The sequence below is a fragment of the Candidatus Roizmanbacteria bacterium CG_4_9_14_0_2_um_filter_38_17 genome (assembly GCA_002788855.1).
GTDB lineage: Bacteria > Patescibacteriota > Microgenomatia.
Map to the genome: position 1 here is coordinate 15,071 of PFSB01000015.1, position 12,015 is coordinate 27,085.

At 40.0% G+C, this 12,015-nt stretch carries 14 protein-coding genes; 9 read left to right on the forward strand and 5 right to left on the reverse strand.

Annotation, left to right across the window (positions count from 1 at the left end; all coding sequences use genetic code 11):
- Positions 1–217 precede the first annotated feature (217 nt).
- Positions 218–475: a CopG family transcriptional regulator gene (locus CO050_03355; protein ID PJC31396.1), complete on the forward strand. Its 258-nt coding sequence runs from the start codon at positions 218–220 to the stop codon at positions 473–475.
- 429 nt (positions 476–904) lie between these two features.
- A complete protein-coding gene (locus CO050_03360; protein ID PJC31384.1) occupies positions 905–1,834 on the forward strand; it encodes a hypothetical protein in 930 nt (309 codons plus the stop codon).
- A gap of 16 nt (positions 1,835–1,850) precedes the next feature.
- On the opposite strand, the gene CO050_03365 is transcribed toward CO050_03360, so the two are convergent.
- Both CO050_03365 and CO050_03370 read right to left on the reverse strand, forming a co-directional pair.
- Entirely contained in the window at positions 1,851–2,309 is a 459-nt protein-coding gene (locus CO050_03365; protein ID PJC31385.1) for a hypothetical protein, read from the reverse strand.
- A complete protein-coding gene (locus CO050_03370) occupies positions 2,306–2,710 on the reverse strand; it encodes a hypothetical protein (GenBank protein ID PJC31386.1) in 405 nt (134 codons plus the stop codon). Before CO050_03370 ends, CO050_03365 begins: the two co-directional genes overlap by 4 nt.
- Before the next feature lie 121 nt (positions 2,711–2,831).
- Between CO050_03370 and CO050_03375 the strand changes: the two genes are divergently transcribed.
- From CO050_03375 to CO050_03385, 3 genes are all read left to right on the forward strand, one after another.
- A complete protein-coding gene (locus CO050_03375; protein PJC31387.1) occupies positions 2,832–3,125 on the forward strand; it encodes a hypothetical protein in 294 nt (97 codons plus the stop codon).
- A complete protein-coding gene (locus CO050_03380) occupies positions 3,122–3,523 on the forward strand; it encodes a hypothetical protein (GenBank protein PJC31388.1) in 402 nt (133 codons plus the stop codon). Before CO050_03375 ends, CO050_03380 begins: the two co-directional genes overlap by 4 nt.
- 894 nt (positions 3,524–4,417) lie before the next feature.
- Positions 4,418–4,942 carry a hypothetical protein gene (locus CO050_03385; protein PJC31389.1) on the forward strand — a complete coding sequence of 175 codons (525 nt, stop codon included), beginning with the start codon at positions 4,418–4,420 and terminating at the stop codon, positions 4,940–4,942.
- Between the two features lie 61 nt (positions 4,943–5,003).
- Here the strand turns inward: CO050_03385 and CO050_03390 are convergent, their stop codons facing one another.
- The 3 genes from CO050_03390 to CO050_03400 form a co-directional block, all read right to left on the reverse strand.
- Positions 5,004–5,546: a hypothetical protein gene (locus CO050_03390; GenBank protein ID PJC31397.1), complete on the reverse strand. Its 543-nt coding sequence runs from the start codon at positions 5,544–5,546 to the stop codon at positions 5,004–5,006.
- Positions 5,547–6,154: 608 nt separating this feature from the next.
- Complete coding sequence (locus CO050_03395) at positions 6,155–7,831, reverse strand: hypothetical protein (GenBank protein ID PJC31390.1); 1,677 nt, start codon at positions 7,829–7,831, stop codon at positions 6,155–6,157.
- A 55-nt stretch (positions 7,832–7,886) separates the two neighbouring features.
- Complete coding sequence (locus CO050_03400) at positions 7,887–8,822, reverse strand: hypothetical protein (protein ID PJC31391.1); 936 nt, start codon at positions 8,820–8,822, stop codon at positions 7,887–7,889.
- A 127-nt stretch (positions 8,823–8,949) separates the two neighbouring features.
- Between CO050_03400 and CO050_03405 the strand changes: the two genes are divergently transcribed.
- The 4 genes from CO050_03405 to trxB all read left to right on the forward strand — a co-directional run bounded on the left by CO050_03405 (position 8,950) and on the right by trxB (position 11,668).
- On the forward strand, positions 8,950–9,558 hold the full coding sequence (locus CO050_03405) for a hypothetical protein (GenBank protein PJC31392.1): 609 nt from the start codon (positions 8,950–8,952) through the stop codon (positions 9,556–9,558).
- On the forward strand, positions 9,555–10,271 hold the full coding sequence (locus CO050_03410; GenBank protein PJC31393.1) for a hypothetical protein: 717 nt from the start codon (positions 9,555–9,557) through the stop codon (positions 10,269–10,271). The genes CO050_03405 and CO050_03410 overlap by 4 nt, the downstream gene beginning before the upstream one ends.
- 183 nt (positions 10,272–10,454) lie before the next feature.
- Entirely contained in the window at positions 10,455–10,769 is a 315-nt protein-coding gene (trxA, locus tag CO050_03415) for a thioredoxin (GenBank protein ID PJC31394.1), read from the forward strand.
- A 2-nt stretch (positions 10,770–10,771) separates the two neighbouring features.
- A complete protein-coding gene (trxB, locus tag CO050_03420) occupies positions 10,772–11,668 on the forward strand; it encodes a thioredoxin-disulfide reductase (GenBank protein ID PJC31395.1) in 897 nt (298 codons plus the stop codon).
- Positions 11,669–12,015: the final 347 nt, after the last annotated feature.

Here is a 12,015-nt window from a genome sequence, read left to right on the forward strand (position 1 = left end):
GATTCAAAACCGAGCTTTACATGAAATGGATAGCTTGGCTTTAGAATCGGATATAATCGCTCGCTTAAGGCAAGGCCATTCATTTCATGAAAGGCCTTGCCTTGTTTCGCTCAGTTTGTTAAATCCTGAATGATTACATATAAAAGTATTGCTAATAATACATACTGTGTGTTATACTTAATCGGTGAAGTGGACTGGCGAAAAGGTAAAAAAAGATATGAACAAGAAAATAACTAAGATTGTATACACAGATGAGCCTATTAAACTAGGAAAGACTGTTGTTGCTAAAGACTTTCTTCCCCCACCAGAGGCTTTGGTATTCAAACAAGACACAAAGAAAGTAACCTTGTCATTAACTAGTGAAAGCATTATTTTCTTTAAACAGCAAGCAAAGAAACATGACGTAAAATACCAAGTGATGATCCGTAATCTTCTGGATAAATACACTCGTAGCTTGTCCCCTGCTACTTCTTGAACTACTTGACAAAAAGTAGGTCGTTTTGATAAACCGTACTTTACAAAATCAGCCTACCTCAAATACAGATAAGCTGGGCCTTGAGGTAATACACTAAGAGAAGCAATTCCCGCCTTGTTTTTTGCCACACTGATTGCGTCGTCAAATGAGCCCAAGCGATCTACAAGCCCAGTGGATCATCGGGCTGCTCTTCAAGAATAACTCCCTGGATATCTATCACCGCAACTTTATCCTCTCCTGATCCGTATAATTTCTCAGAGGGCGCAATATTGTGCCCTCCAAACAATCCTCCACCTCCCACAAAAAAGCTTACGCAGACATATAAAGGCTTCGCCTTTTAAGGCCCGCAAACAAGCCCCCACTAACCCCTAAGGTTGGATTATATTTGCTTAAACTTGAACTTGGATTATAATAGCCTTGAAATTAGCTATGGCTAGAGCAGAACAATACCCCCCATTAATTCCCGAGTGTCTCGAGTTTGCTATCCCACCACTATCTGGAATTGAAGAAATCTATAATCAGACTAGTTTTGCACGTGGTCCACTAGCAAAGCAGGTTGAGACAGTTTTCTGTAGAGGGTCTACTGCTGGACTGGTCAATCCTGATGGAAAATTAAACTTTAGAACGCCGCAAAGTGATGTTGATATAGGGACAGTTATAGTTAATCCACCACGCTGGGCTGGCTATTCAATTTCTCATGTGGATGTTGGAGGCATGCCGCGTGAAGTTGATGTTTTGTGGTTTGGTGAGGATAGCTTAGATCAAGAAACTCTAGATCCAACACGGACTTTCTTACATACTAAATTAGTTCATCCAGGCTGGGGAGTGTTAGATCCAGGGAAATACGATCGGTTTAAGGTTCAAGCAGTAAGTCAGCTATTTACGCGAGGGTTAGCTCGTGAAGATTTGGGTCATTCAATGCCAGTAACTCCTTCTTTAGTTGCTAAATTAGCTCTTGAACAAACCCTTTTTGTTGAACCTTGGCGTTGGACTAGTTATAAGACATATTTTACAGGTGACAACGCCCAGCGCCAAATTGCCCAACTACACCAAGCCAGTAATCGTGTTTTGCAGGATATGGTAGGCACTGGTCAGGCATCTATCATTGATGATAGTAATAGTGCCTCTGAGCCTGTTTATGGTCTTAATGAAAATGAAATTGAAACATTGCATCGTAAACATATGCCATTATTGCGCTCTCGCTCAATTGGACGGTTTGTACATGATCAGCTATCCATTCTGCTTCTTTCTAGGCAGGGATTGAATATGGACAATGCTACAAGAGTTGTCATGAAAGCTTTATCCCTTATGAAAAATCCTCAAATGAGCTGGAGGCTTGACGATACTGTATTTGCCTAATTCTTACAAGGCCCTTTTACTCTAATTCCAGATTAAACTTTGAGGGCTTGTCAAGAAGTTCTTTTACATATCTAAGAAAAATAGCTAGAGAGCTTACGTCTTTAGATATTATCCGATAGATTTCTTTATCTGTAATTTCTGCATAAAAATGGGTTAGTCGATTACGATAGCCAGCCATCTTGGTTAGCGTGGTTTCCGCATAATTTTTATCCACAACTCCCTTAATCCCTAAATTTCTGGCTATCTCTTTATATTCGGTTGAACGACTTCCATTAAGTCTGGATAAAATATGCGCGCCAATATGAAAAATCCCCTCTAAAGCTTGTCTTAAATAAAACTGTGCTAAAGCGATATTGTCTTGAGAGTTACGGAATTCATTAAATGAAAGATTGGCTAACTTACTTAATCTTTCCAAATCTCTATTTATTCCATCTATACGCGGTACAACTGATTGAGTTTTTATTTTACCAGTCATACTTGCGCTAAGATCTGCTGATCAAACATATTTAAAATAGGCTTAAAGTCCATGTATTTCATCTGTGTATTTAGCTCATATTCATGCCGATAATCTTCATTATCACTATACAATATCTTCCCGTGTCTAATTACATCAAACTGCAGTTCCAGAGGTGCACGATTCAATAGCACAATATCCAGCCCCTGCCCTACCTTAAGATTTACTGCTTTAGTAAATAAGTCATATAAACTATTGTATAGTTTTCTTGTATCGGTTAGGTTAATCTTGGAATTAAGTAAAACAGCAATATCCAAGTCGCTTCTTCCAGTTGCTTTACCTTCGGCATATGAGCCAAACAGATAAACCTCACTTACTCCTAACTGCTCAAGATCTTTTTTATACAAACTTAAATTAATCATGACTACATTATAGCAAAAGTTAATAGTAATTTTCTACAAGTTCTACAAGGACAAACCTTGCAGAAACTTCACAAATAGACATCTTGACGGTAAGATGTATAGATGGTACTATTGCCATAATATGAGTAATCAGAACTTAACAGAGCGGCGAGTGCAGGTTAATTTTCCAGAGGAGTTGTATCAGTTTATTCGTAAAGAGTCATTTAAGCAAGGTTCCTCTATTTCCGGTGTAATTCGGGGCGTGATTAAGGTTCATTTTGGTATTAAAGATAGTACTAGTTCTCAAAAAAACATTGACTGGGGAAAGTTTATTACCAAGCATGTTGGAGCTATAAGCGGTGCTGCTAATGACTCAACCACCCATGATAAATGGGCACATAAAACTGCAATAATGCATAAAAATAACCTACAATGACGATTTTTATCGATACAAGTGCGTTGCTGGCTTTAATAAATAGTAAAGATGAATTTCATAAATCAGCCTTAAATTTTGTAAAACAATATCATCCAGATCTTGTAACATCCAGCTGGGTAATAGAAGAATTCATATCCCATCTACATGCTCGCTACGGAGTTAAAGAGGCTTATAATGGAACAGACTTCATCAAAGATCTAAAAGCATTAAAGATAGTTTATCTAGATAAGGAAAAACTGGATAAAATATTTAGTATTTATCATGAAAAAGGTTCAAGCAGAATAAGCTTGGTGGATGTTAGTAATGTTGTAATTATGAAAGACGAGAGTTTAAAAGAGATATTCTCTTTTGACAGGCAGTTTGCTTCCGTTTTTCGATTGACCGTACTCCCTGATTAATACTTACCTCTGGAACATATAAGGACGGTCCTTATATATTAGCTACCTAAGAAGTAAGCGGCGATTTGACATGGGTTAGGCAAGCTCTCTGCTCGCATCCAGTTGCCACTCTGCCAGATATGCCTGTCTTTTCCTACTCCAGAAGTTGCCCTGATAATCTCTAAACCACCATTACCGCTTTTGTTAAAATGAATTTTCCATAATCCCTGATCTGGTATTTTTGCTTCCAGTGAATAATCTTCACGACTACTCCCACTCTAATCCAGGTAGCTTATATTCACAGGTCCAATCGCCACAGTTCTTTCTTGATGGCGAGGAGGAAGTACTTCATCTGTAACTAACTCCCAGCCCATTGTTTCTGCGCGCCTAGCTATAGCCTCAAGGGAAAATTGTTCCGTGGTAAACATTATTTACAGGACTTACCTGACTGACAAACTACCATTGTTATAATCTATACTCTACTCTTGAAGTGCAACATCTTGGTGAATTCCAGCATAATAAATGTTCTCTGCATATTGTAACGATCTTACAAGAGCTGGTTCAGTAACTCTTGATGTCCCTTTAACGTAAAATGGCTTCGAGTGCTCATCCTGACTGCAGAATACCAGTCCATCATGAGGAAAATGAGCCCATACAGTGCTGTTATCTCCAATGGGTCTTATTTTACACCCTTTTTTCTATTTTGCAAATTTTTGTATAATACACACATGCTCAGGGTTTTAAAATTAATTGATATAATGCGTACGAAGATTCATCAATTCGCTCAAACTTTTTTGCATTTCAGGTTCTCTTTTCCCTGTACCAACCTATAAAGGCTTCGCCTTTTAAGGCGTGCAAACAAGCCCCCACTAACCCTCACGGTTGGATTTTGCAAATTTTTGTATAATATCCTTAATGGCAAAGTCTTTAAATCGGCGGTTGTTGATCACCCTTGGTATTCCTACTATTTTCATCCCTGGCTTAATACTTGCCTCGGTCTTAGGCTGGGATTGGCAGAACGATTTACAGAAGATTCAAAAGTCTGGATACAAAGACTCTAATCTAATATTCCAAAAACAGATGCTGGTGACAACTGTCATCGATGGAGATACTTTTGAGATTGCAAATGGACAAACAGTTAGGCTCATTGGGTTAAATGCCCCGGATCGTGGAGAAGCTGGTTATGAACAGGCAAGCGCGTATCTTAAAGGGTTAATAGAAGGAGAGGAAGTTGAGCTGGAGTATGATAGCTATCATGATGATCAATATGGTCGTCTCTTGGCGTATGTCTGGGAAAAGTGTGAAACACAATTGGGTTGTAAAAATGGTAAGCGCATGATTAACTGGGTTCTAGTGAAAGAAGGCTATGGAGAGTTTGTGAGCTACAAAGGCAGAGCGCCCCTAACTTACGAAGATCTTCTAAAAAAGACCCAAAACTAGCCCTTTTTTTTGTTTTAAAACCGGGTTTTAAAACAAAGTTTAAATATTAAAGGCCTTGCCTTTAATATTGTTTAACGGGTTTTTTGATGGTTGTGTAGAGTAAGCCTAAGACAACTCCAAAGCCGACGATAATTCCTGCCCAGGGGAGCCAGAACAGGCGCTCAGTGAGGCGGCTCTCGAGTTTATCGCAATGATCCCCGATTCCGTCTCCATCTTCGTCTTGTTGGTAGCGATTAGCAACGTCTGGACAGTTGTCATTAGTGTTTAGAACTCCATCCAGATCAAAGTCCTCACAGGCATCTCCAATACCGTTATTGTTAATATCTTCCTGAGCTGGGTTTGGGACTGCTGGGCAGTTGTCTTTTTCGTCCAACACACTGTCTCCATCAATATCTGCGGGTGTAAAGAAATAATTATCTTCAAAGATGGGTGCGTCGAGGATTATTACATTGGTTGCAGTGAGTAAGTCACCTACTTCTTGGTAAGGGATGGTGGAGACAGAGGTGGCTGGGTCTGTGTAGAGGTTGTAGTTTTCCAGAGGCTTAGCTAGAAAGCGCAGGTAGTATTGAGTGGAGGTACTACTACCAAGTTGGTTAAAGCTCATCTCAGTAACCCGCAGAGGCTGGGAGTATGTTAGGGTAACTCTAAATATGCTACTGGAAGTCTGTGGAAAGCTTATGGTGGAACCTGTATAGTCAGATTCAGCAATAATTAAGATTTCCTTATCCCCAGATATTTTGGTTATTTCAATTCTAACTGGTTCGCGCGAGAACTGGGCAAGCTGAAAAGTGAACTGGTCGGTTGTAATTGGTTGGTCATAACTAAAACTCCAGGCTTTGCTTGAAGCAGGTGGCTGTACCTGGTAATCTTCGTATGTTTGGCTGTTGTTATCATGGAGAGATACCGCATCGGTAAAGCTCCCACTGGGAATTACTTCAAATTTCGTTGAAGTTTTCTCAGAGCGGATCTGAAATGGCTCAAACTCATAAACACTGCTACTGGATTGTAGTGCGTAGCTATTGGCAGATCCGTTTCCTACTAAAAGTGGCACCTCTACAACAGTAGGTATGTTTTTAACATTAGGCGTGATTCCCCCAACTTGTCTGAACGACTTTAGTTCAGGAGCTGGTGACAGCTGAATTGCCTGAACTTTAACTGTTAATCCAAAACCAAAGATAAGGATTAGGATTGTGATTAATACTTTTTTCATGGTTATTTTCGTTTGCGGAGTAATACAGTTGCCATTAAGGCAGTACCAATAACAAAGAAGGTAATAATGCGCCACGCTAAGACCATGTCCCAAATTTCTACGAGTAATAACCTAGCTATTACAAAAATGATAACACCTAAACCGAAGCGCTCAAGGACTTTTTGTGAATCAAGCTCTCCTTTAAGATAAGCAGTAAGTCCCACTCCTGTAAATATGCCGAGAGTTAACATGCTTGATAGACCTGATGAAATATCTAAAGCATGAATGGTTAGCCAGGTTGTAGCCAACGCATACGCTCCCCCTAGTATGAGGAGAGCCTTGGGTGCTAACTGTATTTTTCCTGTGTTTTCACTGTTTTGTACAAAATACGCTCCAGCACCCAACATGCCAAAAGTTACGGCCAAAAGAGTAAAAAAGTCGTCGTGCCAAATTCCATTAGTCCAAGCATAAGCGTTAAACGACTCTAAGGAAAATATAATTGGCAGAATAAAATAGAAAAGTAAGCTCATGCCAATCTGCTTGTTTAAAAAACGCGTGGCAATAATCGGCAAAATTGCTGCTTCCAGTGCAAAAGCTATTGCAAGGACCGGTCCCTCAAATTCGTAGGCCGTAGCAGCAACTAGTAGCATAATAGCGGTTCCCGCATAGGCATAGACTGGTGCTTTAAGCTTAGTAATCTTAAATACAGCGTAAGAGGCCGCCATAAATGCCAGTGATACTGACAAAGACAGCAAGCCTCTAAGATGCTCTACTGCTATCCCGTTAATCCAGCCTAAAGCAAACAATCCAACTAGAACTGCCGTTGCCTGGTCCACTCTATCCGCCGACCTCGCGCGAACAATTGCCAAAACACTTGCAAGATAGAATATATTACCAAAAGTTACAGCAAAAAACTTGAGCTGAATAATTTCCAATGGGGTGTAACGCTCTAAAACATAGCGACTCATAGGGCTAAAGAAATCAATACTATACAAGCTAATCATTACCATGGAGAGAATTACCAAAAACCTCCAACCCTTAAATCGAACCACCCAGAGTGAGCCAACCGTCACCACAAGCAAGTAGCTATACAAAGCTACAATGCTTCCTCCCTCTCCCCCAGTAATAATAGGTCCTAAGGCTCCAGCCACAAGCGCGGCAATAATTAGTGGTTGGTCGTTATAGCGAATGCTGATTACAGCCATCAGTACCATCACCACAAAGCTCATTCCCAAAGCAACAAAAGCTGGAAACATCTGATAGACAAACTGGGCAGAAGCAATGGTGATTAAGGTAACAGCTCCACCTAAAAATACAAGTACGGTTCCTTGGGTACGAGAAATAGATAGTCGGCGTTCTCCACCAACTAGGATTGCCAGGCCCGCAATTAAGCCTAAAGTTATGCGCCCAACTGGGCCAATCCAGTTATTCAGGAAAGCGTAAGAAACAAGCCAAACAAAGCCAAGAAGAATGAGAAATGCACCAACCTTTAGTGGCCAATCAGCTTTAAACCAATTCCAAAATAACTCCAACCCCGAAGGTTGGACCTCTAACCTACTCGTTGGTTGAGATTTTATTTCAGTTGGAGCTATATTAATATTAGGAGTGGTTTTGCCTTCTAGCTGGGTAATCCGCTCATCCAGCTTCTGCATTCGCAGATACAGTAAAACTATGCCGACGATAACAACAACCCAACCCATGTATTAAACATAGCATATCTTAGAAACATTTGTCTAGCATATAAAGGCTTCGCCTTTATATGCTGATTAATTTTTTGCGGATTCTGCGGTAAATAAGGACTACAATTATCCCTACTGGTATCCAGATGAGGGCGTAGACGGCTAGTCTTATGACCAGATAGGATAATCCATACAGCGTAGTTAAGAGATTGCGTACTGCTTGTTTAAATACAAATACTGGTTGCCATTTTTCGGTTGGAGTGATGGATAACTCAAGCTCAGACTGGGCAAGCTCTATATTTAATAAGCTTAAAGCCGAGCTTTGCTGTAAATATGTAATACGACCTTTAGCAAACTCTATTTGCTGATCAATCCGCTGAATTTCCCGCTGCAAGTTGAGAAGGTCGCTAATTTCTGTGGCTTGTTCAATAATGCTATCCATTTGCTCGCGAACTTTTTCTAGACTAGTAAGTCTGGCCATCTCGTCAACATACTGATCCGTAACATCCTGGGACTCAACTGATTCGTAAGTGATGCGCTCAGAGTTATCACGAACAAGTTGCATGACCTCGTCTAATTTTTCAGCAGGAATGCGCACGCTCATAGATAAGTGTGGAGCAGTTTCTGGATGAGAAAGATAAGAGCTAACAACAAATCCGTTAGCCTGGGTTATTTTTGTTTGTACTTGATCGCGAGCCACAATAACATCCTTTACAACTGCTTTGGTGGTGCCATTTCTGACTACTAAGCGATCCTCCACTGCCTCGTTGGGAACGGGAGCATTCTGTTCTGGATAATAAGCCTCTTCTGATCTCCCAAATTCATCCATCACATTCTCCATCGCGTTCATGCTCTTGCCCATTTGAGCTGACGGAGCAGCTAATCCCATTTGGTAATCTCCAGCGTAGCCAGCATTTCTATAAGAATAGCTGTTTAGGGTGCTTTGAATAACTCCCCAAGCTCCAATTACAGCAAGCAACAAAACAACTCCGTAGATTACTTTCTTCTTCATACTATCTATAGATATACCATATTCTCTGTACCATCCGCAACTTTTCTACAAGGTTTGTCCTTGTATTTTTTAATCTATTGACAAATCCAGGATCTGCATTATATACTTGTTTCATTAAAGTATAATTATGTCTACTTTACTAAAACCATTATTAGTAAGAGAAAAACTGCTAGAAAGAAAGATGCGTATTTTTACTTTCCATGAGTTTAGTAGTTTATTTCCCTCTTCTCGTCATAGTACTAAGTATTTTCTGGAGCATCAAGTGGAACAAGGTTTATTAACCAGAATTAAACGCGGTTTATATACACTTAAAACTGACCCTCCAAGCGAGGAAGAGATAGCAAATGCATTGTATAGACCTTCCTACATTTCCTTTGAGTATGCGCTTGCGTACTACAACCTTCTCCCAGAGATGCCCTATCATCTTACCTCTGCCACAACCAAGCCAACCAGGCTTTTCATATTATCTAGCAATTCATTTTCTTATCGTACTATCAAAACAGAAGCATACACAGGATATCGATTGGTTGAGCAAGGGGAAATAAGATACCTAATTGCGGAACCAGAAAAAGCTCTGGTTGATAGTCTGTATTTTGTTTCCCTTAGTCGAACAACAATCAATGAGAGGATATTTCAAAACTATAAACTTAAAACACTAAATAAAGCGAAGGTATCTCAATATGCCAAACTTTATCAGCAGAAAAAATTAGATACTATTCTTGGTAATTTACTATGATAACCGTCGACAATATTCGCATACTTGCAACAAAACACCAGACAACCGAATTGAATATTCGTAGAGAGTATGTTCAGCATCTGTTTTTGTCTTGGTTGTATAGGAATCCTGATACTACCAAGCTTTGTTTCAAGGGTGGCACAGCGCTTCGTATCGTCTATGGTAGCCCTCGTTTCTCCGAAGATCTTGATTTTAGTGCTGCTCTCGAGCCTAGAATTCTTAAAAGGAGCATTTTATGGACTCTAAAAGAAATTCAGCGGGAAGGAGTTAAAACGCAGTTATTAGAAGCCAAGACCACATCAGGAGGGTACTTAGCAATTGTATCGTTTCTTATTAACACATACCAAGTAACTATCCAACTTGAAGTCTCTGCTCGTAACCAAAGTAGTCAAAGTGAAGTTATTACAATTATTAGTGATTTTATTCCAAGCTACACTCTTGTGGCTCTTACGCGCCAACAAATCGTAGAAGAGAAAATTCAGGCTCTTTTATCGCGTGGTAAACCAAGAGATTATTATGATCTATACTTTATGCTAAGGGGAAATCTTCTTTCAGATGAACAAAAGAGACAACTCCCAACAATTACTAAAAAACTGCAAAAAGTGCATATATTTTTTAATCGAGAATTAAGATTATTTTTACCAAAAAGCCACTGGCCAGTCATTAAAAACTTTGAGCAACATTTATATCAAGAACTAACCCGTTACACTTAAGCTGTCAATTTACCAACTGCCTCCACCACCTCCACCACCGCCAGAGGATCCACCACTAAATCCTGAGGAAAAGCCACTCGAGCTGCGAGTGGAGGTGGCCTGTTGGTAGAGAACTCTACATCACTAGTGTTTACAGATTGTGGAATTTATGGTATTTTTAGTGTTGCAAGGAGGAGCAAAAACATGTCAGCAACTGTAGTAAACAAAGACAATTTTGAAGAGGTGGTTAAAAATTCAGATAAGCCTGTTCTGATAGATTTCTATGCTGACTGGTGTCAACCATGTAAGATCCTTTCCCCTATCCTAGATGAAATTGCTACTGAAATGGGAGACAAAGTTGTGGTGGGTAAAGTTAATGTCGACGATAATCAGGAACTAGCCGCGCAGTTTGGCGTTATGAGCATCCCAACGGTGATAATGTTTAAAGATGGAGATGCGGCTACCCAATGGGTAGGTGTTCAAGATAAGCAGACCTATATATCCGCAATTTCAAGTTAATTATGTATGATGTTGTTATTATTGGTGGAGGTCCTTCTGGTTTAACAGCTTCAATATATACTTCCCGCGCAAACCTAAAAACTCTTGTTTTAGCTGGTGATAAGCCCGGGGGTCAGTTAATGCTTACTACAGAAGTAGATAACTATCCTGGCTTTCCTGAGGGCATTATGGGGCCTGATTTGATGTTAAATATGCGAAAGCAGGCAGAACGCTTTGGAGCTGAGATTAAGGATGAAGTAGTAACAGAGGTAAACATCAAGACCTTTAAGCTTAAAACGGCCAAAGGAAAATACGAGGCCAAAGCAGTGATTATTGCTACAGGGGCAGACACCAAATGGTTAGGAGTTCCTGGAGAACAAGAGCTTATTGGTCGCGGAGTATCCTCTTGCGCTCCATGTGATGCTTTTTTCTTCAAAGAAAAACAAGTTATCGTGGTTGGTGGTGGAGATTCAGCAATGGAAGAGGCATTGGTATTAACTAAGTTTGCAAGCGCGGTAACGATTATTCACCGCAAAGCTAAGTTTCGCGCTTCGAAGATTATGCAGGATAAGGTACTCACCCACCCCAAGATTAAGATTATCTGGAATAGTGAGGTAGTTAAAGTGTTGGGTGAACAGAAAGTAGAAGGAGTTGAGCTGAAAATAGATGGCAAAGAAACAGAACTGAAAATAGATGGAGTATTTGTAGCCGTTGGGCATATCCCCAATACTAATATCTTTAAAGATAAACTGGAGCTAGATGAAAAAGGGTTTTTAAAGATATTCCCAGGTTCTAAGACTAGTGTTGAAGGGGTGTTTGTGGCAGGAGATGTGCACGATCATACTTATAAGCAAGCAATAACCGCAGCAGGCTTTGGCTGCATGGCCGCTATGGATGCTGAAAAGTGGCTGGAAAAGTGATTTTGTTTTAAAACCCGGTTTTAAAATACAGGTAGACTACAGTTAATAAAAGTAAAAATCGCCCACTTAAGGCAAGACCTTTCATGCAATGGAAGGTCTTGCCTTGCCTGTTTTTACAACCTTTACAACCTCGGGGGTTACAAATGCCTTAAATACAACCTAAACCCCACAGATTATTTATTCAGTAGAAATATGCTATGACGATTAATTGAGCCTCTGGAAGATAATTTTCTTTCTCTTGCGGGGACGTTCCACATAAAAAAACCTCCTGACTTTCGCAAAACACCTATTTTCTCCATAAATTAGCTTCAATTATTCAAATTTCAGGACACTAACAGACTTCATTG

Coding starts and splice junctions, on each gene's coding strand:
- CO050_03355 (PJC31396.1), top strand. CDS start 218: ATGAACAAGAAAATAACTAAGATTGTATACACAGATGAGCCTATTAAA.
- CO050_03360 (PJC31384.1), top strand. CDS start 905: ATGGCTAGAGCAGAACAATACCCCCCATTAATTCCCGAGTGTCTCGAG.
- CO050_03365 (PJC31385.1), bottom strand. CDS start 2,309: ATGACTGGTAAAATAAAAACTCAATCAGTTGTACCGCGTATAGATGGA.
- CO050_03370 (PJC31386.1), bottom strand. CDS start 2,710: ATGATTAATTTAAGTTTGTATAAAAAAGATCTTGAGCAGTTAGGAGTA.
- CO050_03375 (PJC31387.1), top strand. CDS start 2,832: ATGAGTAATCAGAACTTAACAGAGCGGCGAGTGCAGGTTAATTTTCCA.
- CO050_03380 (PJC31388.1), top strand. CDS start 3,122: ATGACGATTTTTATCGATACAAGTGCGTTGCTGGCTTTAATAAATAGT.
- CO050_03385 (PJC31389.1), top strand. CDS start 4,418: ATGGCAAAGTCTTTAAATCGGCGGTTGTTGATCACCCTTGGTATTCCT.
- CO050_03390 (PJC31397.1), bottom strand. CDS start 5,546: ATGAGCTTTAACCAACTTGGTAGTAGTACCTCCACTCAATACTACCTG.
- CO050_03395 (PJC31390.1), bottom strand. CDS start 7,831: ATGGGTTGGGTTGTTGTTATCGTCGGCATAGTTTTACTGTATCTGCGA.
- CO050_03400 (PJC31391.1), bottom strand. CDS start 8,822: ATGAAGAAGAAAGTAATCTACGGAGTTGTTTTGTTGCTTGCTGTAATT.
- CO050_03405 (PJC31392.1), top strand. CDS start 8,950: ATGTCTACTTTACTAAAACCATTATTAGTAAGAGAAAAACTGCTAGAA.
- CO050_03410 (PJC31393.1), top strand. CDS start 9,555: ATGATAACCGTCGACAATATTCGCATACTTGCAACAAAACACCAGACA.
- trxA (PJC31394.1), top strand. CDS start 10,455: ATGTCAGCAACTGTAGTAAACAAAGACAATTTTGAAGAGGTGGTTAAA.
- trxB (PJC31395.1), top strand. CDS start 10,772: ATGTATGATGTTGTTATTATTGGTGGAGGTCCTTCTGGTTTAACAGCT.